The sequence below is a fragment of the Roseococcus pinisoli genome (assembly GCF_018413645.1).
Lineage (GTDB): Bacteria > Pseudomonadota > Alphaproteobacteria > Acetobacterales > Acetobacteraceae > Roseococcus > Roseococcus pinisoli.
The window spans coordinates 1,165,307-1,187,891 of sequence record NZ_JAHCDA010000002.1; the positions used below are offsets into that span (position 1 = coordinate 1,165,307).

Sequence of the window (22,585 nt, forward strand, 5' to 3'; positions counted from 1 at the left end):
CGCTCCTCAGCGCGGCGCGGCGGCGGGCGCGATGCCGGCCGCGGCCTGATAGTCGCGGATGATCTCGGGCGGCGGGCCATTGGGGCGCGGCTCGATGCCGAGAAGGGCGGGACGAAGGGCGGTGGCGACGGAATCCGGGGGAACCCGGGCCTCGAGCAGATAGGTCCCGGGCGCGAGGTCGCGCAGCTGCGCCACCCCCTCGCCCAGCGGCCGGCCGGCGGCGTCCAGAAGACGGACGGCCACACGGTCGGGTGTAGCGCGCAGTCCCAGGCCGATCCTGGCCTGGCGCGCCAGGGTGAAGCCGAAGAGCGCCGTGCCGCCGGGCGACACGATCACCGCCTCGCCCAGGCCTTCGTCCGCGGGCAGGACGGGCGTCGTGGAGAGGCTGAGCGTGCCGGTCAGCGGCCCTTCCTGCGGCGACAGCAGGCGCAGCGTGGCGGCGCCGGGCAAGTAGCGATGCAGCTCCGCCCCTGCCGCAAAGAGCTCCGGCGGTGCATCGCCGAGCGCCAGCACCACGGGCGCGGTCGTGCGGGCATGCAGCAGCACGGGGCCGCTGGGATCGAGGGCCAGGGCCATCGCCTCCCCGCCCAGCGCGGTGCGCGACGGCAGGGCGGCGGGCTGCGCCGGAGCCGCCGGGAAGGGCGAACTCCCCTCGCCTTCCAGCCAGGCCAGCAGGGGGCCGGCCGCATGGGTAAGGACGAGCCGGCCGGGGCCGGTCACCTGGACACCCGGCTGCAGGGAGATCACTCCCTCCGCGCCCACGAACCGGCCGGAGAGCGCGCCCGCCCAGAACAAGCGCTGGCCCGGCCGGGCCTCCACCGGAAGGGACAGGGAGCCGGCGGCGCCGGGGAAGCGGCGCAGCGCCTGGCCGGGTCGCAGGCCCAGGGGGCCGGCATCGGCCGAAAGACCGAGCCTCACCGGCGCCGGGGCCGTGCCCGTATTCACGAGAAGCACCTCGCCGCTCTCGCTAGCGACCAGCCGGCTCACGGCCTCCTCGCCAGTCCAGACGGTGACAGGGTTGGGCCCGCGCCAATCCAGGATGGCGGCGGTGCCGGGCGCCAGATCCAGCCGCGCCTGATGGGGCCCGGCCGGCAGGGCGATGGGCAGCGCGGCGCCGGGCACCAGGGTCGCGCTCAGCCCCGTGCCTTCCAGGAGGTGGGCCGGCAGCAGGGTCGGATCCACCGCCCGCAGGCTGAGGCGCGACGGGGCGTCCGCCTCGCCCCGCAGGCGCAGCGGCTGGCCGCCCGCCAGCGCAAGGCTCGAGCCTGCGCCGACATCCATGCCGCGCCCGGCCTCCATCCAGGCGGGCGCACCGCCGGTCGAGGCGATCCAGAGCCGGGGTGCCGGCGCGGCGGGCAGCATCGCGACCTCGCCCGCCGGGATGGTCAGCACCAGCGCCGCCTCGGACGTGGCCGCGACGGGCGAGAGGGCGACGGGGCGCGCGGCGCCGGCGAGCAGCCACAGCCGCCGAGATTGCGGCAGCACCGTCCCGGACCCCGCCAGGGGTTGGCCGGGCGCCGTGGCCGAGAGGATGCCGGCCTCGGTCGTCAGGGCCGTCTCGGCCTCCAGCGCCGCGAGGGCGACGTAGGTGTCCGGAAAGCCTTCGACGGACGCGGGCGTCACCAGGCTGGCCGTCTGCGCGGTCGCGCTCACGGCGCGCGCCGTGACGCGGATCGGGGTCGCCTCGCCCTCCTCGGCCCAGGCGGAGAGGCGCCAGCTCGCGCCCGCCTCGGCGGCAACCGCGAGCTGCGGCGCCTGCCCGCGCCCGGTGGCAACAACGCGCCATGCCCCCTCGCCCAGGCGCTTCTCGAGGCTCAGCACCACGGCACGCCCGGCGCTGGCCCGCGCCAGCAGCAGCGTCTCAGGGGCGATCTGCGGCAGGGTCAGGCGATGGACGCCGTCCTCCGCCAGCAGGGTCTCGCCGGTCAGCGCGACGGCACGATCCGGCAGGGCCTGCGGCAAGGCGAGACGCAGCTCGACGCTGCCCTCGGCCGACACCTCGCCATCGGCGCTGCGATCGAGCTCCGGGCTGTCCTCCATCGGCTCGCTGTCCTCGCCTTCCTCCCCGGTGACCGGACGGGCATCGGCCGGCGCGACGGGATCGAGGCCGCGCAGCGACAGGCTGTAGCGACCGGCCGGCAGCGGCCGGGAGAGCGAAAGGTTCCAGTCCGTCGTGCCGCCCTCGTCGCGCGCGATCTCGCGCCCTTCGGAATCGCTGAGCACGGCCCGCAGCTCCGCACCACCGAAGGTCGAGAGGCTGACGACCCGGTCCTCGGCGATGACGAAGGGAATGGTGGCCGGCAGCGTCACCTGGCGCGGCGCGTCCGGCTGCAGCTCGTCGCTTTCCAGCGCGAGCGTGTAGGTCAGCCGGTCGTCGCGGCCGAGGGCGCGGGCCTCGACCTCATAGGTCCCGGCCTCGAGCGTCCCCTCATAGGGCGCGCCACCGGCGAAGCCCGCGATACGGGCGCCGCCCATGCGGCTGAGCGTGGCGCCCATGCCGTCGCCGAGGATGAGCCGCACCTTCGCCGCGCCCTCCAGGCGGAACCGCCAGCGATCGGGCACGCGTTCCGCGCCGGGCGGGGATTCGCGCCATTCCAGGGCGGCGGTCTGGCCGAAGCGAAGCTCATGCGGCCCATGGCCGGCCAGGGCTTCCGGAGCGGCCAGATCGGTCAGCCGGGCGATCACGCGGGACGGCACGTCGACAGGCTCGACCACCAGGCGGTAGCGGCCCGCGCTCAGCTCCTGATCGAGCACCCCGATCTCGCCGGCCGGCAGCAGCGGCCAGCCCTCGGCATCCTCCAGGCGACCCTGGATGGTCCGGCCGAGGCTGCGAAGGTCCAGGCGGTAGCGCCCCGCCGTAGCGATCACGAGGGGCAGCGCCAGGCCCTGGCCAGCCGGCAGCTCCGCCCGCGCGGTGCCGCCCGGAGCCAGCGGGGGGGCCTCGACCAGCGGCGCCGGCCGCGCGACGACGCCGAGCCGCCCCGAAGAGCGCTGGGCCGTGACCGCCAGGCGATACTCGCCCGCCCTCAGGTAGCGCTGGATCAGCATGTTCTGGCCGACGCCGTTTCCTTCCGCGGCCTCGAGCTCGGGCAGGAAGCTGGTGCCCAGCCGGCCCGCCGTCCTCAGGCGCCCCGTCGTCTCCAGCCGGTAGAGCCCGCCCTCCGCCACATGGAGGGCGAGGCTGCGCTCCTGGTCACGGGCGAGGTCGAAGCGCTGCGGCGCGCCGGCTTCCAGGCGCGGCAGGGCTTCGGCCGTCGCCGGCCGGGGCAAGGGCGCCGGCCGATCGGGCGCGCGCCAGGAGATCACGAGGGTGCGCGCGACCGGCGCGGGCGCGATGCGCAACTGGCGCGGCGGCCCGGCCAGGAGGCTGGCGTTGACGGCGCTGCCGTCGAGCGCGACGGCGCGCAGAGCTCCCTCGCGCGGCGTGACCACGGGCAGGTCCAGGCCCTGGCCGGGCCGCAGCGTCATGGTCAGGGGCGCGGCACCGAGGTCCAGCGGCAGCGGGCGGGCGGCCAGCGCCATGCCGTTGCCCACCAGCTGGAAGCGCTGGTCCGTGGCCAGCGGCCATTGGCCCAGCAGCAGCACCGGATCGGCCGGCAGCGCGGCGGAAGGCTCGGCCGGCACGAGGCCGGGCGGGCCGAGGACGATATCCAGCACGCCGGAGGCATTGGCGGGCGGCACCAGATCCAGCAGGTGCCAGCCCGGCTGGAGATCCCAGGTGGTGACGGACTGGCCGTCGGCCCGCGGCGTGGGGCGCTCGCCGGCGACCGGCACCAGGCTGGGCGTGACGGCCACGCCGCTGGTGGTGAGCGAGATCGGCCCCGGCGCGGTGACCTGCAGGGCCATCCGCAACCGGCGTGAGAGGTTGAAGCGCGCGCGCCAGGCCTGGCCCGGCCCGATGCGGGGGCCGGCGCCGTCCAGCAGGTTCAGCTTCCCGTCGCGATCGCGCAGCACCAGCAGGCCGCTGGCGGGCGCCTCATCGCCGCCGCTGCCCGGCGCCTCGCCGAGGATCAGGTAGCTGCCGGGCTGGTCCGGCACCGCCCTTCCCTCGCCGAAGGCGCGCAGGTCGAAGGCCTGGCCCTCCTGCCCGGTGACGGTGATCGTCCGCTCCGCCTCGCCGCGCGGGCCGGGGCGCAGCCAGGCATTGGGCTGGCGACTATTGGCGGCGATCTCTGCGCTCGCTGTCCGGTTGGCGGTGGTGACGGTCAGCCGTGCCGGCGCGGGCTGCGGAAGACCGAGGCGGAACTGGCTGGTCTGACCGGGGACGGCCAGCACCTCGCTGCCGAAGGGGCCGATCCGGCCGGCCAGCCAGCCCTCGGCGAAGCCCTGGCCGGCGTCGAGGCGAAGGTGGAAGGGCTGCGCCGTCTCGCCATCCGCCCAGGCGCGGGCCGGCCCGCCATAGGCGGTGACGAGATAACTGCCCGGCTCCAGCTCCGGGGTGGCCAGCAGGTTCGTGAGCGAGTGGCCCGGCACGGGCTGGATGCTGGTGGTGCGCGTGGGCAGCGGCACGAGGTCCCGCCCGTCGCGCCACAGGCGCAGATCGGCCAGGGCACGACCCGCCGCCTCGATCCGCACGGGGCGCCGCGCCTCGACGACGATCCAGAAGCCGCGCTGCTCGCCATCGGCGAGCGTGGCGCTGACCGTGCCGCCGGGGATCAGGACGGCGGGCGGGGCGGCGTCGCGGAAGGGGGTGACGCTGAGAGCCGTCTCGCCGGCCGCGCCCTCGGCGCCGCGGGCACGCAGCTTGTAGGTTCCGACGTCGAGCAGGGCATCGAGGCGGCCATCGGCCGCGCCGGGCTCGCCCACCCAATCCATGGGCCCGGCAAGCATGTCCACGAGCTGCAGGGCGGTGCCGCTGGGGCTCGCGGCCCGGATGGTGAAGCGGCCAGGCCGCGTGACCGTCAGCATCACCTCCGCCGCGCCGGCGCTGGGGATGGTGGCGCGCGAGAGGCTGGCGGCCGGGAGGGTCGCCGTGCCGGGGGCCGGGGCCAGGGCGGCGATCCGTTCCGTGAGGCTGCGATCCAGGCAGGCGGTCAGGCGCGGGGCCGGCAGGGTCCCGCATTGCCGGTCACGCGCGCGCAGCCAGTCGCGCTGGGCCTGCTCCAGCCTTGTCCGGGCCGAGGGGTCGCGGGCTGTGGCCGCCTGCAAGGCGCCGGTCAGCGCCGCATTCTTCGCCAGAAGCGCGGGCGAGGCGCAGATCGCCGCGTCGATCGGCCCCACAGGGCGGCCGCATTCGACGGCTTCGGCCGCCATGGGGGCAAGGAGGGCCGGCAGGCCCACGAAAATCAGGCGGACGGTCTTCAAGATTTCCTACCTTGTCCCCAACCCGGCACAAGCTTGCCGACGCCGATGGCTGCTGCTGCCCGCCACCGACCGCACCCCCCGCCGGGATATCTTTCCGGGGGCATCCTACATGCTAAAACATGAACTTACACGGGGAGCCCGGCCAAAAGGATCACGGGCGAACCGTTACCGAAAGCGTTCACAGGCAAACAGGCCGGTGGCCGCGGCTTGGACTTTGCCGCCCGCGGGCCGAAGCTGGCCCGCGCGAGCAGATGAGGACCCAGCATGCGATCCGGGAAAGACCGATGACCGCCGATACCAGGGACCTGGCCGGCTATGCGGCGCTGCTGGAAGCCCTGCCCGCACCGGCGGCGCATCGCACGCGCGCCGCCATGGCCAGGGAAGGCACGCCCTATCACGGCCCCGAGCATCTGGGCCGGATGTGGCGGCTCCATCGCGAGGTGCATGGGGAGGCGGGCCGGCCATTGGTGCCCCTGCTGATCGCCTATCACGACATCGTCTATGAGCCCGCGGCGCCGGCCGGGCGGAACGAGGCGGCGTCGGTCGAGGCCTTTCTGCGCGACCGGGAGGCCTGCGGCCTGGACGAAGGGCAGGTCCGCCAGATCACGGAGGCCATCCTCGCCTCCGCCGACCATCTCGGCGAGGGGATCAGGCTCCGCCCGGAAGACAACGAATGGGGCGCCTGGTTCCTGGATCTGGACCTGGAGCCTTTGGCCAGCGCGCATTTCGACCGGAACACGGAGCGGCTTCGCGTGGAATACGCGCATGTGCCGCCGGCGCTGTTCGACCAGGGCCGGCGCGCTTTCCTCGAACGCCTCGGGACCGCGCCCTACCTCTTCCGCACCCAGGCGGCCCGCGATCTCGGCTGGGAGGAAAAGGCGCGCAACAATCTGGCGCGCGTGCTGGGGCGCTAAGGCCGCCGCCCCGCCAGCTTCTCACCGGCTGCGGATGTAGCGCTTTCCGCCGCTGCGGCCGGTGTAATAGGCGCCGGCTGAATCATGGCAGGGGATAGCGCGGGTGCATTCCCTGAGGGCGGCCGCGGGCGGCACGGGCACGGGCGCGCGCTCCGGGGGCCGGCCGAGGCATTCCAGCCGTGCCTCCCGATCCGGAATCGCCGAGCAGAGGCCGCTTTGCGCCAGCGCCGGGCTCGATGCGAAGACCAGAAGCAGGGGGATCATCCACATAACCAAGCCTCCATCTCCATCAGCATCGCCCGAGGGGGTGGAGAGCGGCAAGGCCGGCAGAAGGCGGCGTCATTTCAGCGCCTTCGACCGGTCGAAGAAAGAGACCGGTTTGGCCGAAGGCGGGGAAGCGATCAGCAGGGAACGCCGCTTTGGATTTTCGGGATCCGCCGGTGCGCCGCCGCCCGAATTTATGCGAACAAAATAAACTTTATGAAAGTTCTTTGGCATATCATCTCAAACCATGGGATTTTCATTTGAAATGTTTAGAAATTTTTTAATATTATTAAATAAATATATAAACTTGCAAAATAATTTCTCGCTTTAATTGCGATTTCTTTGAAGTTACTTTGTCAATTATCGAAAAAACCCCCAAAATTCCTTCCACGAATTTTCCGGAAGATTCGCCACCGGAATTTCAATACCCCGCGGTCGACGACGCCTTATTCTCACCGTAACTCGGACAGGGTTCCTCCGTTTCATGCAGGACCATCAGGAGGGTCCTGCATGCGGCTACCGCCCGCCCCGTCATCCATCGTTGGTGCGCTCTGCGCGGCCTTCCTGGGCGGAGCCGTCATCCTGGCCATCTTCGGGACCCATATCCTGCCGCCCTCCCATACGGGCTGGATGCTCTCGGGCCAGGTCGGCCCCGATCCGGTGCAGTATTGGCTGGGCTGGACCTATTTCCGCCTGTCGCCCTGGATGTGGCCGCCCGGCCTCAACCCGATGTTCGGCATGGAGATCTCCTCCTCCATCTTCTACGCAGACTCCATTCCCCTCCTCGCCTTCGTCTTCAAGGCGCTGCGCGGCGTGGTGGTCGTGGAGCAGTATTGGGGCATGTGGATCGCCGCCTGCGGCGCCCTGCAGGGCTGGCTGGCCTGGCGGCTGATCGGCCGCGTGACCGAGGCGCCGCTCTTCCGGCTGGCCGGCGCCATGATCTTCGTCCTCCAGCCCATGCTGCTGAACCGGATGGGCGGGCATTTCGCCCTCTCGGCGCAATGGCTGGTGCTCTGGGGCCTGCTGCTCGCGCTCAGCCCCGCCGGGCGTTGGCGGCCAGCGGGCTGGGCGGCGCTGGTGGTCGCGGCGGCACTCATCCACTCCTACATCCTGCCCATGGTCCTGGCGCTCTGGGCGGCGGACTGGTGGTCGCGCAAGGGCGTGGCGGAGGCGCTGGCGGTTCCCGCGGCGGGCTTGGCCGGCCTTTGGGCCGCGGGCTTCTTCGTGCTGGGCGCGGGCCACGGCAACGACCAGTACGGCACCATGCAGTTCGACCTGCTGGCGCCCTTCGATCCCTCCTTCTGGGGCGGCATCCTCCCCGACCTGCCGGACCCCGACCACCCGGAGACCGGCAGCTCCTATCTCGGCCTCGGCGCGCTGCTGCTGCTGCCCTTCCTGGCCCTTGTCCCGCCACGGCGGCGGCTGGTCCCGCTGATGGTGGTGCTGCTGGCCATGCTGGCCTTCGCGATCAGCCACCGCGTGACCTTCGGCGGCACAGAGCTCTTCACCCTTCCTCTACCTGACCGCGTCGTCGAGCTGCTGGGCATGCTCCGCGCCTCCGAACGCTACTTCTGGCCACTCGCCTATGCGCTGATCCTGGCCGGCATGGCCGGGCTGCTGCGCGCCTTCGGGCCGCGCTGGGGCGGCGTGGTCCTGCTGGCGTTGCTGCTGGTCCAGGCTGCCGACCTGCGCCCGGGCTATGCGCGCGTCGCGCACTACTTCCCGCCGACGCCGGCCCAGCTGCCGCTGCGGCTCGCCGATCCCTTCTGGGCCGAGGCCGCCCAGCGCTACCGCGCCGTCCGCCTGGTTCCGGCCGGCAACCAGGGCCGCGCCTGGGAGGAAGTCGCCGTCTTCGCCGCGAGCCACGGCCTGGCGACGGATGCGGTCTACCTCGCCCGCGCCGATGCCACCGCCATCGACCGCCTGCGCGCCGATGTCGCCGCCCGGCTCTCCGAAGGGCGGCACGAGCCCGGCGTGCTCTACGTGCTGCGCGACGCCGAGGCCGTGGCCCAGGCCCGCGCCGGCATGGAGGAGGGCCGCGACCGGCTGCTCCAGGCCGATGGCCTCGACGTGCTGGCGCCAGGCTGGGACGTTACCTCTCCCGTCGCCTCGACGAAGGGGACTTCGATCGCCTCAGACGCGGGCCCAAGACCGGATCTCCCGGTCGGCCTTCCCGCCGGGCCGGAGAATGCCGATGCTCGTCCGCAGCCGCCGCGGCTATGAAATCGCCGACCACCAGGTGACGCCGGAGGCGCTGGTGCTGGGCCGGCGCGCCCTGCTGGGCGCCGGCGCCGCCCTGCTTCCCGCCGCGCTCGCGGCTCCGGCCATGGCGCAAGGCGCGACGGCGTCGCCGCCCCTGCCCGCCGCCCAGGCCAATGCCCGTTACGTCCCCGGCCGCGACCTGACGTCCGAGCGCGAGGCCACGACCTACAACAACTTCTACGAATTCGGCTCGACCAAGAGCATCGCGCGCGAGGCGGCCCGCATGCCGCTCCGCCCCTGGACCATCAAGGTCGAGGGCATGGTCGGCAAGCCGCGCGAATTCGACCTCGACGAGCTGATCCGCCTCATGCCGATCGAGGAGCGCACCTACCGGCTGCGCTGCGTCGAGGGCTGGTCCATGGTCATTCCCTGGACCGGCTTTCCCTTGGCAGAGCTCGTGAAGCTCGTGGAGCCGACCGCCAGCGCGCGCTTCATCGCCTTCCAGACGGCGGCGATCCCCTCGGTCATGCCGGGCCTGCGCCAGAGCTGGTATCCCTGGCCGCATACCGAGGGCTGCACCGTTGCCGAGGCGATGAACGAGGTGGCCTTCCTGGCCGTGGGCAATTACGGCAAGCCGCTGCAGGGCGCGAACGGCGCGCCGATCCGGGTGCTCTTCCCGTGGAAGTACGGCTTCAAGTCCGGCAAGTCGATCGTGCGGATGACCTTCACGGACCGCCAGCCCGCGACCTTCTGGAACACCATCCAGCCCGCGGAATACGGCTTCTGGGCGAATGTGAATCCGCAGGTCGCGCATCCGCGCTGGAGCCAGGCGACCGAGCGCGTGATCGGCACGGGAGACCGCGTGCCGACGCAGCTCTTCAACGGCTATGGCGAGTTCGTGTCGGGCCTCTACACGAACCTGCAGCGGGAGCGGCTCTGGGCCTGAGGCTCAGGCGCCTCCCCCTGTCCTTTCAGGCGGCCGAACCCTGGGCCGAGCGCTGGATTTCCGCCCGCGCCGCCCAGATCGCCGCGCGCTCCTCGTCCGAGAGGTCGAGCCAGCTCAGCTTCTCGTCGAGCGGGAAGAGCGGCCCGCCCGCCGCGCCGGTGACGGCCAGCGCGATGCCGCTGCGGTGATCCACCACGAAGGGCTCCGCCTTCGCGCCGAGGCGCCAGGTGTCGGATCGTCCGTCCGAGGTCGCGGTCGCCTTCCATCCGGCCTGCGAGCGCTCCAGCACCACGGGCACCGGGTTCAGCACCTGGCCCGAAAGGATGGCGGCCGTCCGGCGCTGGCGGTGCGCGATCAGCGGTATCCGCAGCGAGCCGAGGCAGAGCAGCAGCAGGAACCCCATCAGCACGGCGAAGGTGACGACGCGGTTGATGAAGTGATCGAGCCCGAGATCCGTGGTGATGAGCTCCGGCCGCGCGGGATCGCCCATGGCGATGACCTGCCGGCTGCCCGCGCTCGGCTCGAAGAAGGTGTAGTTCACCTCGCGTCGGAAGGCCGGTCCGCGGTCCTGCGGAACTACCAGCGTCGCGTCGCAGTCGTTGAGCAGGAAGAAGCGCACGCGGCAGACGCCGCGCTCCACGCGCGTCTTGGGCAGAACGACAGCGGTATTGCGGACCTGGTAGTCGGTGAGGAGCACCGGCAGCGTCTTGTAGGAAACGGCCACCATGCCGCCGCCGAACAGCACCACGCACATGAGGGCCAGGAGCCAGGCGCGCCAGGGATGCAGCGGAGCCTTGATCCGCAGGGGTCGCACGGGAAAAGCCCGGGCGATCGGGTCCGACATACCAGCCTCCAAAGTCATGATCGGCCGGTGCGGACGCCCCGGCGTGGTGGAGCGCCCCTCCTCACAGGGAGGCTGCTGTACCCGCCGCGCCGGAGGCGATCAGGGCGCGGCCATCGCTGGTGAAGCGGTTCGCGTCCTTCACCCTGACCATGCCAGCGCATGCACGACAAGAGGGGTTTCGGTCGCGTCAGTAACGATAGTCGCGTCAGTAACGATAATAGCCTCCGCCCCCGCGATAGTAGGGCCGGCCGTAATACCCGTAGGGGGCGGGTCGCGCGTAATAGCCAGGCCCGTAGGCCGGATAGGCGACGCATCCCGGCAGGGAAGCGAGGGCGAGCAGCGCGAGGCAGGCTAGAAGCGTCCGGTACATCACGACCTCCCGGCGGCGATGTTCTGCGCCGCCCGACAGGAAGGAAACGCGCCAGCCGTGGCGGGAGTTGGCTCATGTCGTGACCGAATCGAGACGATATCGCCGTGCGAAATCGCCCGGCCGCGCCCTCATCCCGACGGCTCGCGCTCCGGCGACAAGGGCAGCTTCGCGATCATGACGTCGGCATCCTCGTCGCTCCGGCTGAGGGTGAATCCGAGCCGCCGGACGAAGGCCAGCATCGGCTGGTTGTCCGCCAGGATCTGGCCGATGAGCTCCCTGATCCCCTCGCCCCGCGCCCATGCGATCGCGCGCGTCATGAGATGCTGGCCGAGGCCGGTGCCCTTGGCCGTGGGGCTCAGCGCCACCGCGAATTCCGCCGCCGTTCCGCCGCCCTCGCGGATGACGCGCGCCGTGCCGAGGATCTTTCCGCCCTGGAGGGCGACAAAGGCCATCTCCCGCCCGTAGTCGATCTGGGTGAGGCGCGCGAGCATCGCCGGCGGCAGCTCGCGCAGCGCCGAGAAGAAGCGGAAGCGGACGTCTTCCGGCGGCAGGCTGCGGAAATGCTCACCATGCGCGGCCGCATCCTCCGGCCGGATCGGGCGGATCTCGAAGACGCGGCCGTCGGGCGCGGTGAACTCCGCGGAGAGATGGGCGGGATAGGGCAGGATGGCGAAGACGGGCGTCTCGCCCTCCGGCCGGAGCGTGAGCGCGGCATCGGCCGCCAGCACGCCGCGCGCATCGGCGAAGAGCGGGTTCACGCTCAGCGACGCGACCTCGGGGAAGTCGATGAGCAGCTGGCTCACGCGCACCAGCGCATCGGCGATGGCGGGCTCGTTCACCGGCGCGCGGTCGCGGAAACCCGGAAGCAGGCGGGACAGCCTTGTCCGCGCGATGAGCCCATGGGCCAGCGGCAGGTTAAGGGGCGGCAGGTCGAAGGCTTCGTCCTGCGCGAAATCGGCCGCGGTGCCGCCCTGGCCGAAGCCGATCCAGGGCCCGAACATCGCATCGTCGCCGACGCGCAGGCGCAGCTCCATCATCCCGCGCGGCGCCTGGCGCTGGACCAGGAAGCCCTGCAGGGCAACGCCCGGCGCGCGGCGCGGCACCTCCTCGGCCATGGCCGCCGCCGCGGCAGCGACCGAGGCGCCGTCGCGCAGGTTGAGCAGCACGCCGCCCACCTCGCTCTTGTGGCGGAGCAGCGCATGCGCCTTCAGCGCGACCGGAAAGCCGACGGCCACCGCCGCGCCGGCGGCCCGCGCGGGCGTGGCGGCGCGCCAAACCGGCAGCGTGGCGATGCCATAGGCGCCCAGCACCGCCAGCGCCTCGTCCTCCAGCAGGCTCAACCGTCCTTCCGCGCGTGCCGCGGCGAAGAGGGCGCGCACGGCCGCACGATCGGGCTCGACCTTGAGCACATCGGAATCCGGCAGCTCGGCCGCCGTCGCGCGGTTGCGGCGCTCGGCCGCGAGATGGGCGGCGCCCCGCGCCACGGCCTCGGGCGTGTCGAAGACCGGAAGCCCGGCCTCGCTGAGGGCCGCGCGCTCGTCATGCGCGCTGGCCTCGCCGATCCAGCCCAGCAGGATGGGCGCGCCGCGCCCGCGCATGCCGGTGGTGGCGAAGGATGCGGCGGGCGTCCGCTCCGGCTCCGGCGCATGCACCGCCATCACCACGTCGACCTCGCGCGCCGCGGCCAGCACCTTGGCGGCCTCGGCGAGCCGGCCGCCGGCCGAGGCGCCGAGGGCGAGCGGATTTCGCGCCGCCCGCCCATCGAGCAGCGCGCCCAGGCCGGCCTTGGTCGCTTCCGTGAGCTCGGCCAGCTGCAGCCCCTGGGCCACCGCCGCATCCGCCGCGAGCCGCGCCATGCCGAGGCCATTGGCCACGATCGCGACGCGATCCCCCGCGCCCGTCCCGGCGCGCGGCCGCGTGCGGGCCAGCGTCTCGGCGGCGGCGAGCCAGTCCTCGAAGCCGGCGGCGCGCAGGATGCCCGCGCGGCGCAGCACCGCGTCCATCACCGCCTCGCCGACGCCGGATGGATCATCGGAGCGCCCGCCGGGGCGCAGCGCCAGGACGGGCCGCGTGCGCGCCGTCGCCCGCGCGGCCGAGACGAACAACCGGCGCTGCTTGATGCGCCGCAGGTCGAGCAGGACGCAGGCCGTGCCGCTGTCGCGCGCCAGCCAGTCGAGGCCGAGGGCAAAGCCCAGATCCTCGTTGGAGCCGATGCCGATGATATGGCTGAAGCCCAGCCCCTCGGCCGCGGCCCAGTCGATCACCGCGCGCGCGATGGCGGAGGATTGCGCCATCAGCGCCAACCGGCCCTTGGGCACGTGCAGGTGGGACAGGGTGGCGTTCAGGCCGATGCCCGGCAGCGCCAAGCCGAAGCTGCGCTCGCCCAGCGCCCGGATGCCGGCGCTGCCCGCGATCTCCGCCAGGTCCGGCGCCGCGGTCGGCACCACCACGGCGTGGCAGCCCATCGCCGCGATCTCCTGCATCGCCTGGGCCTGGGCATCGGGCGCGACGCAGAGGATGGCGAGGTCGGGCGCACCCTCGGGGGGCTCGAAGCCCTCCAGGCCTTCCGCCATCAGCCTTCCCTGGAAGCGACCCTCGCGCAGGTTCCGCGTCAGGATGGACGATTCGGGCAGTGCGGGATCGGCGTGCAGCAGCACGGAGCGCGGGCGGAACAGCGCCGTGTCGCGGAAGCCCGCCCCGGGGCGACCTGTCAGAATCATGGGCATGCAGGCTTATAGCCCCGGCAATCGTGTCAGGCCCAAGGCGATGGCCCACCCCTGCCATCTTGCGCAACCCGCGCCGACGCGCTGCCCTGTCCTTCTCAGCAGGACGGGGAATGGTGATGGGCGATCGGCGAATTGATCCGGAGATGGCGGCGTTCAGCGCCATGGTGGCCGGACGCGCGGCGGGGCAGCCGCCCATCGTCTTCCCGACCCCCCCCCGCAGCGCGCCCTTCGACGAGCAGCGCCGCCTGAACGACGAGCCGCAGCTGCCCCAGGCCGAGGGCGGCGACGTGATGGCCGAAAGCCGCGACCTGCTGCTGCCGATCCGCGGCCGCCGCATGCAGCTGCGTTTCCATCGCCCGACCAACGATCCGAACCTGCCGGTCCTGATCTACTTCCATGGCGGCGGTTGGGTCTGGGGCAGCGTGGACACGCATGACCGGCTGATGCGCGCCTATGCCGCCGCCTCGGGCTGCGCCGTGCTCGGCCCCGACTATGCGCTGAGCCCGGAGGCGGTCTTCCCGCAGGCGCTGGAGGAATGCGCGGCGGTGCTGCGCCACATCGCGACGCGGGGCGCGGAGCTGGGGCTCGATCCCACGCGCATCGTCCTCGGCGGCGACAGCGCGGGCGCCAACCTCGCGGCCGGGCTGGCGCTGCTCAACGCGGAGCAGCCCTCGCCCATCCCGCTCAAGGGCCTGCTGCTGAACTACGGCGTCTTCGACCATAACCTCGATACGCCAAGCTACCGCGAATTCCCCGAGGGCTACGGCCTCACCCTCGCGAAGATGCGCTTCTACTGGGATGCCTATTGCCCGGACGCGGTGGCGCGCCTCTCGCCCTTCGCCTCTCCCATCCGGGGCGAGCTCTCCACCCTGCCGCCCTCGCTGCTGCACATCGCGGAGCTGGACGTGCTGGCGTCCGAGAACCTGGCCTTCGCCGAGAAGCTGCGGAATGCGGGCGTGAACCTCGAGATGCGGACCTTCCCCGGCACGGTGCACGGCTTCGCCCGGGCGCTGGGCCATGTCGGCGCGGCGGACCGCGCGGCGGCGGAGGCCGGCGCCTGGCTGAAGGCGCGCGTCGCGGCCTGAGCGGCCGCCGGTCGCGGATCCATTTCGCGATTGAATATGCAGGGGGCATGGGTCGATCATTCCGGGGGCAACACGCCCCAAGGAAACGCCCCATGCGCCTTCCCTTCCTTTGCGCCGGCTTCGGCGCCGCCTTCGCGGCCGGCCTCCTCGCCCATCACCTCATCCCGCAGGCCGAGGCGCAGGCCGGGCCGGCGCCGCTCACGCCGCAGATCATCAACCTGCTGAGCATGACGGACGAGCAGATCGGTACCCTCATCCCCAATACCGACCTCCGCAGCCGCACGCTGGTCACGACGGCCGACGGCACGGTGGCGGTGCAGAGCGGCAACGTGATGCGCCACTACCATGCCGACGCGAATGAGATTCAGCTGATCCTGCAGGGCGAAGGCTCGTTCTGGCTCGGCGACCGCGAGGTGCAGGTGAAGCCGGGCGACCTCATCGTCATCCCGCGCGGCACGCCGCATGCCGGCTCGCGCGCCACCACGGGCCGGTTCCGCGCGCTGGCGATCAAGCTGCCGCCGCAGCGGCCGGGCGACACCGTCGCCGCACCGGCCCCCTGAGGCCTCAGTCCGGCGTCGATCCCGAGGCGCGCACGATCGGCGCCCATCGCGCGGTCTCGTCCCGGAGGAACTGCACCAGCTCCCCGGGCGAGGACGGCTCGACTTCGACGCGGCGCTCGGCGAGCTGGGCGACCAGCTCCGGGTCGGTCAGCGTCGCGCGGACGGCGTCCGCGATGGTGCGGACGATGGGCGCCGGCAGGTCGCGCGGGCCCATCAGCGCGATCCAGTCCATCATCTCGAAGCCCGGCAGGCCGCTCTCGGCCATGGTGGGCACCTGCGGCAGGAGGCGGCTGCGCTGCGCCGTCGGCACCGCGAGGAGGCGGAGCTTTCCGGCCTCGGTCTGCGGCACGGCATTGAGGGCCGTGGTGAAGGCGTAGTCCACCTTGCCCGACACGAGGTCCGCCAGCAGCGCGCCGCCACCGCGATAGGGAACATGCACGGTACGGACGCCCGCCAGCGCGTTCATCTGCTCGTTCGCCAGGTGCCCGGCGCCGCCCACGCCGGAGGTGGCGCAGGTCAGCGTATCGGGCCGCGCGCGGGCAGCCGCCAGCAATTCCGCGACGCTGCGCCAGGGGCGGTCGGCCGGCACCGCCAGCACGTTCAGCACGAGGCCGACGCGCGAGATGGAGGTCAGGTCCTTCAACGGATCGAAGGGCAGGTCGCGATAGAGCGTCGGGTTGATCGCCAGCGGCCCGATCGTGCCGAGCAGGAGGGTGTGGCCATCCGGCGCGGAGCGGCTGACCTGCTCGGTCGCGATATTGCCGCCCGCGCCCGGCCGGTTCTCGACCACGATGGGCTGGCCGAGCAGGGATTGCAGCTTCTGCGACATCGCCCGCGCGACGATGTCGGTGGAGCCGCTGGGCGCGAAGCCGACGAGAAGCCGTATCGGGCGGCTGGGATAGCCCGGCTGGGCGCGAACGCCGGGAGAAGCCAGCGCGGCGGCGAGCGAGGGCGGGACGGCGAGCAGATGGCGGCGGCGAAGCACGGACGAATTCCCTATATTGTTTCGCCCATGATGGCCCGCTTGGCAGGCTTCGCCCAGGCCGCCCCTACCCTGCCTCCTCGCGTGCCGCGGGGGAGAGCTGGAACCGCTCGAAGGGCGCCAGCGCCGCCTCGATCGCGGCCTTCAGCCCGGCGCGCTGGGGCGCGATCCAGCTCCATTTGCGGATCAGCAGCCGGCCTTCCTGCCGGTCCGTCTTGAGGTCGATCGCCGCCACGATCTCGTCGCCCGCCAGCACCGGCAGGGCGAAGTAGCCCTGTACGCGCTTCTCGGCGGGGACATAGGCCTCGAAGCGATGGGCATAGCCGAAGAACATCTCCAGCCGTCGGCGCTGGATCACCAGCGGATCGAAAGGCGAGAGGATATGGACCAGCGGCTCCGGCGCGCCCGCCACCTCCAGCGCTTCCGGCGCGGCCCAATGCGCCACCTTCCCGGCGCCCTCCACCTGGACGGGCACCAGGCGCCGCCGCCGCACCGCGGTCTCGATCGCGGCGGCCACCGCCGGCTTGGCCGAGAGACGGCCGTAGCAGATGGAATCCAGGCTCACGACGCCCTGCGAGACCACCGCGCGCCGCAGCAGATAGTCGGCGATCTGGGCCTCCGTCGCGGGTTTAGGACGCCGGCGCCAGCCGAAATGGCGGTTGGTGAGTTCATAGGTCTTCAGCATGCCAACCCGCCGCGAGACGACGAGATCGCCCGCGTAGAAGGCGTGCCGCAGCACGCGCCTGGAGGGCTTGCGGCTGTCCCAGGGATGGGTCTTCTCGACCAGCACCTCGTCGTCGATGTCGCGGATGGAGAGCGGACCCTCGCGCCGGATGCGCGCCAGCAGCGCCGCATGGTCGGCCTCGGCCACGCCGGTCGAAGGCAGGGCCCGGCGGCGCTCCATCTCCGGCAGGAAGAAGCGGTAGTCCTCGACCGCGACATAGGCCAGCGCGTGCGTCCAGTATTCGAAGACGGACTTCTCGCCGGACTGCGCCCGCTCGAGGTCCGAGCGGGCGTAGCTCGGGATGCGGTTGTGCAGGATGTGATGGTGGCTGCGCTCGATGACGTTGATCGTGTCGATCTGCACGTAGCCGAGATGCGCCACCGCCCGCCGCGTTGCCTCCGGCCCCTCGCCGAAGGGCACGCGCGTGTCGAGGCGCTGGGCCCTGAGCCAGATGGCGCGAAGCTGCGCGGCCGTCAGCTCGACGGGCGATCCCCGCCGCCTGCGGAGGGAGATGCGAGGCAAGGTCGGGACCGGTGGTTCCAGCTGTTCGTCCATTCGCGGGCGCGGTCCCTACTGGCCGTCGGCGCCGGGCGTCAGGCCCTGCTCGGCCGGCTCCTCCTCGGGCATGCCGTAGAATAGCTTGCCGAGCTCGATCGGACGCCGCCCGGTTGCGCGGCGGTGCCGGTTGGTGTCGCGCAGGGAGTAGATGCAGCCGCAATATTCCTGCTGGTAGAACTGCTCGCGCTTGGAGATCTCGATCATCCGCGCGGCGCCGCCGCCCTTGCGCCAGTTGAAGTCCCAGTAGCTCAACCCGGCATAGGGCGCGGTGACGCGCGCGCCGCTCTCGTTGATCTGCGCCTTGTTCTTCCAGCGCGAGATGCCGAGCGAGCTGGTCATCACGGGGAAGCCGTTCTCGTGGGCGTAGAGCGCCGTGCGCTCGAAGCGCATGTCGAAGCACATGGTGCAGCGGGCGCCGCGCTCGGGCTCCCATTCCATCCCCTTGGCCCGAGCGTACCAGTTGTCCGTGTCGTAATCGGCATCCACGAAGGGCACGCCGTGCTTCTCGGCGAAGCGGACATTCTCGTCCTTGCGGAGCTCGTATTCGCGGCGGGGATGGATGTTCGGGTTGTAGAAAAAGATCGTGTATTCGATCCCCGAGGCCAGCATTGCCTCCATCACCTCGCCCGAGCAGGGGGCGCAGCAGGAATGCAGCAGCACCTTCTTCTCGCCGCCGGGCGGCGCCAGGACGGGGCGTTGGATCTCGTTCATGCCCTGTTCGCTAGCATGGATATTCCGCCCCTTCATCCCTGAGTTTTACGCCCTTCCCGCCCGGAATCGAGCGTGAAGCGCCGCCCTCGGTTTGCGCCGAAGCGGCGGCCATTCCGCGTTCCCAGCTGGTCGCGGCGTTCAGCAGGCCATAAATCACACCCTTATATCGCCATATAAGCATTTCTTTATTCGATGATTGACAACGGGCGGCCAAAGGAAGATTCATGGGCCCATCGAGGTTCTGCGCGCTCGCTTGGCGCGCAGCTAAGAGGGAAGCCGGTGTGACACCGGCGCTGCCCCCGCAACTGTAAGCGGCGAGCGGCGGTCCAAACACGTCACTGGGGCTCGCGCCCTGGGAAGACTGGGCCGTCGCCGTGACCCGTGAGCCAGGAGACCTGCCCCGATAGATAACGTCCTCCGGCGGGGTGCCCGGTCTGGTCGCATGCAAGGAGCTGCGACGGAACGATTCCGCGCAGGTCGGCCGCACGCGCCTGGCTCGAAGCCTCGTCACAACGAACGAAGGTAGAGGTTGCCATGTCAGTCACCGTCGCCACCCTCGGCTTCCCGCGCATCGGGCCCCGGCGCGAGCTGAAGACTGCGCTCGAGGCCTATTGGTCCGGCAATGCCAAGGTCGAGGCCCTTCTCGACGTTGCCGCCGGCCTCCGGGCCCAGACCTGGAAGCGCCAGCACGACCTGGGCGCGGACATCATCCCGTCCAACGACTTCTCGCTCTATGACCACGTGCTGGACACGACCGCGATGGTCGGCGCCGTGCCCGCCATCTACGGCTGGAAGAGCGACCAGGTCGGCATCGAGACCTACTTCGCCATGGCCCGCGGCTCGCGCGCCGGCGCCGCCGAGGAAAGCAGCTGCGGCTGCGGGCATGATCACGGCCCGGCCGCCAAGGGCGCGCCCGCCGCCGAGATGACCAAGTGGTTCGACACGAACTACCACTACCTGGTGCCCGAGTTCACGGCCGAGCAGAACTTCCGCCTCGCCTCGACCAAGGCGCTCGACCAGTACCTGGAGGCCAAGGCCCTCGGCATCGAGACGCGCCCCGTTCTGCTCGGGCCCGTCACCTACCTCCTGATCGGCAAGGCCAAGGGCGGCGACTTCGATCCGCTGACGCTGCTGCCGCGCCTGCTGCCGGTCTATGTCGAGGTGCTGCAGTCCCTCGCCCGCGCCGGCGCGCGCTGGGTGCAGATCGACGAGCCTTCCCTGGTGACCGACCTTTCCGACGCCGCGCGCGCGGCCTTCGGCGAGGCCTACGACAAGCTCTCGCGCGCGGCGATCGGCCTGCGCGTGATGTTGACGACCTATTTCGGCGCGCTGGACGACAACCTCGACACCGCCCTCTCCCTGCCGGTCCACGGCCTGCATGTCGACCTGGTGCGCGCGCCCGAACAGCTCGCGCCCGTGCTGGCGGGCGCCCGCCCGGACCTCGTGCTCTCGCTCGGCGTCATCGACGGCCGCAACGTCTGGAAGGCGGACCTGAACGCCATCCTCGACCGCGTGGAGCCCGTCCTGGCCGCGGGCCGCGAGGTGATCCTCGCGCCGTCCTGCTCGCTGCTGCACACGCCGATCGACCTCGACCGCGAGACCGCGATGGAGCCCGAGGTGAAGGACTGGCTGGCCTTCGCCGTCCAGAAGATCGCCGAGCTCGCCACCCTGGCCAAGGCCCTGAACGGCGGGCGGGCCGGCGTGAAGGCGGTGCTGGATGCCGCGACCGCCTCCGTCGCCTCGCGCCGCACCTCGCCGCGGATCAATGATCCGGCGGTCCAGGCCCGCGCCGCGAAGCAGGACCCGGCCCTGGCCCGACGCAGCTCCGCCTTCGACGTCCGGCGTGGCGTGCAGCGCGAGAAGCTGAAGCTGCCGAGCTACCCGACCACAACCATCGGCTCCTTCCCGCAGACCTCCGAGATCCGCAAGGCGCGCGCCGACCACGACCGCGGCATCCTGGACAACGCCGCCTACGAGACCTTCCTGCGCGAGCAGACGGCGCTGACGGTGCGCTGGCAGGAGGATGTCGGGCTGGACGTGCTGGTGCACGGCGAGTTCGAGCGCAACGACATGGTGCAGTATTTCGGCGAGCGGCTCTCGGGCTTCGTCTTCACCAAGTATGCCTGGGTGCAGTCCTACGGCTCGCGCTGCGTCCGCCCGCCGATCATCTATGGCGACGTGGCCCGCCCCGAGCCCATGACCGTCGAGTGGTGGCGCTATGCCCAGTCGCTCACGAAGCGGCCGATGAAGGGCATGCTGACGGGCCCGGTGACGATCCTGAACTGGTCCTTCGTGCGCGACGACCAGCCGCGCGCGACCACCTGCCGGCAGATCGCCTTCGCGATCCGCGACGAGGTGGTGGACCTGGAGAAGGCCGGTGCCGCGATCATCCAGATCGACGAGGCCGCGCTGCGCGAGGGCCTGCCGCTGCGCAAGAGCGAGTGGAGCACCTATCTCGACTGGGCCGTGGAAAGCTTCCGCGTCACGGCCTCGGGCGTGGCGGATGCGACGCAGATCCACACGCACATGTGCTACTCGGAGTTCAACGACATCATCGCCTCGATCGGCGCCATGGATGCGGACGTCATCTCCATCGAGACCGCGCGGTCGAAGATGGAGCTGCTGGATGCCTTCGCCGGCTACCGCTATCCGGCGGAGATCGGGCCGGGCGTCTATGACATCCATTCGCCGCGCGTTCCCGCCGTGGGCGAGATGACCGAGCTGCTGACGGCCGCGGCCGGCCGGCTGCCGGCCGACCAGCTCTGGGTGAACCCCGATTGCGGCCTCAAGACCCGCAAGTGGCCGGAAGTGCGCCTCGCCATCGAGAACATGGTATCGGCCGCACGCGCCGCGCGCGCCTGAAAGGGAGGCGCGGGTCACGGGGTGGCTTGCCCAGTGGCCCGCGTCTCGCCTAATCCTGCCATCGCAATGGTCCCGCGCGAGCGGGTGAAAAAGGGAATGCCGTGCGTCCGCCGGGGGAATGCTCCCCCGCCCCGGGCAAGTCGGCAGCTGCCCCCGCAACTGTCAGCGGCGAGACGCTGGCCCTTCCGCCCCCTCCAGGGGCGGGCCACTGCGGCGAGAGCCGTGGGAAGGCAGGGCCAGCTCCGTGACCCGCGAGCCAGGAGACCTGCCCTTGCCGGCGCGCCGAAAGGCCGTCGTGACCCATGAGGATCCGGGCGGGGTGCACCGGGGACAGGTGAAGACGATGAAGACTCCCCGCGCCCCGATTGCGCCCGTTTCCGGCCGGCTTCGCCCCGGCCTGCGAACCCTCCCGACAACTCCCTGATCCAAGGGGCGGCCCAGGCCGTCCCCCGATCGCGATGCACGGCCCCTTCGCGGCGGCCGGCCTCGTCATGCGCGAGAATCCCCCGTGGAAAATGACACCGACACGGCCGCAACGGCCCTCGATCGCGCGTTGCGCGACCCGCATGCGGGCTGGGCGCTCGGCGTGCTCGGCGCCGTCGCTGAATTCACCCGCGACCTCGGCGAGGCGACGGCGGAGGCAGACCTCGATGGCGGCCACGGCGTCGTCACCGCCCGCGGCGGCGTGCGCGTGCAGGCCGGGCCCGGCGCCCGGCTGATCGCCTTCGAGCAGCTCAGCCGGCGGGTCGATTCCTGGCAGCAGGGCACCAGCCTCTGCCTGCCCCTGCAGGAGGCCGATATCGGCGGCGCCTCCGTCGTCACGGAGCTCGGCCCGGATGCCGCCGCGCTACGCCCGCAGGACCGCGACGCCATTCTCTTCGACCTCGGCGTGGGCTTTCCGCATCTGCGCGCCTGCGTCCGCACCGCCGATCCGGAACTGATCGCCCTGCTGCGGAAGGGCGTGGGCCGCGGCCTGCTGGAGCCGGGTAATCCGGCCGGGGCGGCGGTGGTCGGCGCCTCGCCCCACCGGGTCTTCGTCACGAAGTTTGCGCGCGTGGAGGTGTTCCAGCCGATCCCGCCGCCGGACGGCACCTCGCCCGAAGGGCCGCACACGCATCTCCTGCCGCAGGTGCTCCGCTCCGGCCGCGCGCATGCGGCCACTCGACCCGTGCCCGAGGGCTGGGTGTCCCTGCTGGACATGTTCCCGGCCCATCCGCTGCACGACCAGCTGGGCGGACGCATCGCCTTCGAGCCGGCACGGCATGCCGCCTTCCAGGACCTCCTCGCGCGCTTCGGCCTCCCCGCCATCGCCGCCGAGAAGCAACGCCTGCTGCGCGCGGTCCGCGCCGGGGAGGCCCCGGCCGATTATCGCGAGGCCGAGGACCGCCACGCGCGGGCGGCCGCGCGCGCCGCCCTTCGCCAGCTCGGCTGGACCGAGCCCCGCCTTCCCCGCCTCGCCGAATGGCAGGCCGCCTTCGACCGCGTCCCGAGCGACGCGGAATGACCTTCACGACGAACCGGAAGCCCCGAACC

At 71.8% G+C, this 22,585-nt stretch carries 15 protein-coding genes and 2 riboswitches; of the genes, 7 read left to right on the forward strand and 8 right to left on the reverse strand.

All coding sequences use genetic code 11. The features are described from left to right. Nucleotides 1–6: 6 nt before the first annotated feature. The gene (locus KHU32_RS14085; RefSeq protein WP_213670713.1) at nucleotides 7–5,304 is read right to left on the reverse strand and encodes a lysozyme inhibitor LprI family protein; all 5,298 of its coding nucleotides are present in this window, start codon (nucleotides 5,302–5,304) and stop codon (nucleotides 7–9) included. A gap of 284 nt (nucleotides 5,305–5,588) precedes the next feature. Here KHU32_RS14085 and KHU32_RS14090 point away from each other — a divergent pair, with 284 nt between their 5' ends. Beyond that, a complete protein-coding gene (locus KHU32_RS14090; protein WP_213670714.1) occupies nucleotides 5,589–6,218 on the forward strand; it encodes an HD domain-containing protein in 630 nt (209 codons plus the stop codon). Nucleotides 6,219–6,239: 21 nt separating this feature from the next. Here KHU32_RS14090 and KHU32_RS14095 read toward each other — a convergent pair whose 3' ends face one another. After that, entirely contained in the window at nucleotides 6,240–6,482 is a 243-nt protein-coding gene (locus KHU32_RS14095) for a hypothetical protein (protein ID WP_213670715.1), read from the reverse strand. 510 nt (nucleotides 6,483–6,992) lie between these two features. On the opposite strand from KHU32_RS14095, the gene KHU32_RS14100 reads away from it, so the two are divergent. Beyond that, nucleotides 6,993–8,705: a DUF6311 domain-containing protein gene (locus tag KHU32_RS14100; RefSeq protein WP_213670716.1), complete on the forward strand. Its 1,713-nt coding sequence runs from the start codon at nucleotides 6,993–6,995 to the stop codon at nucleotides 8,703–8,705. Next, nucleotides 8,677–9,630, forward strand: a complete 954-nt coding sequence (msrP, locus tag KHU32_RS14105) for a protein-methionine-sulfoxide reductase catalytic subunit MsrP (RefSeq protein ID WP_213670717.1) — start codon at nucleotides 8,677–8,679, stop codon at nucleotides 9,628–9,630. Before KHU32_RS14100 ends, msrP begins: the two co-directional genes overlap by 29 nt. 25 nt (nucleotides 9,631–9,655) lie before the next feature. Here msrP and KHU32_RS14110 read toward each other — a convergent pair whose 3' ends face one another. The 3 genes from KHU32_RS14110 to KHU32_RS14120 all read right to left on the reverse strand — a co-directional run bounded on the left by KHU32_RS14110 (nucleotide 9,656) and on the right by KHU32_RS14120 (nucleotide 13,564). Further along, entirely contained in the window at nucleotides 9,656–10,474 is an 819-nt protein-coding gene (locus KHU32_RS14110) for a hypothetical protein (RefSeq protein WP_213670718.1), read from the reverse strand. 205 nt (nucleotides 10,475–10,679) lie between these two features. After that, nucleotides 10,680–10,844 (reverse strand): hypothetical protein, encoded by a 165-nt coding sequence (locus tag KHU32_RS14115; protein ID WP_213670719.1) that lies wholly within the window; start codon nucleotides 10,842–10,844, stop codon nucleotides 10,680–10,682. Between the two features lie 128 nt (nucleotides 10,845–10,972). Continuing rightward, nucleotides 10,973–13,564, reverse strand: coding sequence for a bifunctional acetate--CoA ligase family protein/GNAT family N-acetyltransferase (locus KHU32_RS14120; RefSeq protein WP_249681036.1), 2,592 nt, complete (start codon nucleotides 13,562–13,564; stop codon nucleotides 10,973–10,975). Between the two features lie 149 nt (nucleotides 13,565–13,713). Here KHU32_RS14120 and KHU32_RS14125 point away from each other — a divergent pair, with 149 nt between their 5' ends. Next, nucleotides 13,714–14,655 (forward strand): alpha/beta hydrolase fold domain-containing protein, encoded by a 942-nt coding sequence (locus KHU32_RS14125; RefSeq protein ID WP_249681037.1) that lies wholly within the window; start codon nucleotides 13,714–13,716, stop codon nucleotides 14,653–14,655. Between the two features lie 92 nt (nucleotides 14,656–14,747). Then, nucleotides 14,748–15,215 (forward strand): cupin domain-containing protein, encoded by a 468-nt coding sequence (locus KHU32_RS14130; RefSeq protein ID WP_213670722.1) that lies wholly within the window; start codon nucleotides 14,748–14,750, stop codon nucleotides 15,213–15,215. Nucleotides 15,216–15,219: 4 nt separating this feature from the next. On the opposite strand, the gene KHU32_RS14135 is transcribed toward KHU32_RS14130, so the two are convergent. The 3 genes from KHU32_RS14135 to KHU32_RS14145 all read right to left on the reverse strand — a co-directional run bounded on the left by KHU32_RS14135 (nucleotide 15,220) and on the right by KHU32_RS14145 (nucleotide 18,190). Continuing rightward, nucleotides 15,220–16,200 carry a Bug family tripartite tricarboxylate transporter substrate binding protein gene (locus tag KHU32_RS14135; RefSeq protein ID WP_213670723.1) on the reverse strand — a complete coding sequence of 327 codons (981 nt, stop codon included), beginning with the start codon at nucleotides 16,198–16,200 and terminating at the stop codon, nucleotides 15,220–15,222. 64 nt (nucleotides 16,201–16,264) lie between these two features. Beyond that, nucleotides 16,265–17,476 (reverse strand): winged helix-turn-helix domain-containing protein, encoded by a 1,212-nt coding sequence (locus tag KHU32_RS14140; RefSeq protein WP_213670724.1) that lies wholly within the window; start codon nucleotides 17,474–17,476, stop codon nucleotides 16,265–16,267. A gap of 15 nt (nucleotides 17,477–17,491) precedes the next feature. Further along, nucleotides 17,492–18,190, reverse strand: a complete 699-nt coding sequence (locus tag KHU32_RS14145; protein ID WP_213670725.1) for an epoxyqueuosine reductase QueH — start codon at nucleotides 18,188–18,190, stop codon at nucleotides 17,492–17,494. 219 nt (nucleotides 18,191–18,409) lie between these two features. Then, nucleotides 18,410–18,607, forward strand: a riboswitch (cobalamin riboswitch). 117 nt (nucleotides 18,608–18,724) lie between these two features. Here KHU32_RS14145 and metE point away from each other — a divergent pair. Next, nucleotides 18,725–21,052: a 5-methyltetrahydropteroyltriglutamate--homocysteine S-methyltransferase gene (gene metE, locus KHU32_RS14150; RefSeq protein WP_213670726.1), complete on the forward strand. Its 2,328-nt coding sequence runs from the start codon at nucleotides 18,725–18,727 to the stop codon at nucleotides 21,050–21,052. 50 nt (nucleotides 21,053–21,102) lie between these two features. Beyond that, a riboswitch (cobalamin riboswitch) is annotated at nucleotides 21,103–21,339 on the forward strand. 221 nt (nucleotides 21,340–21,560) lie between these two features. Further along, a complete protein-coding gene (locus KHU32_RS14155; protein ID WP_213670727.1) occupies nucleotides 21,561–22,556 on the forward strand; it encodes a DUF6925 family protein in 996 nt (331 codons plus the stop codon). Nucleotides 22,557–22,585: the final 29 nt, after the last annotated feature.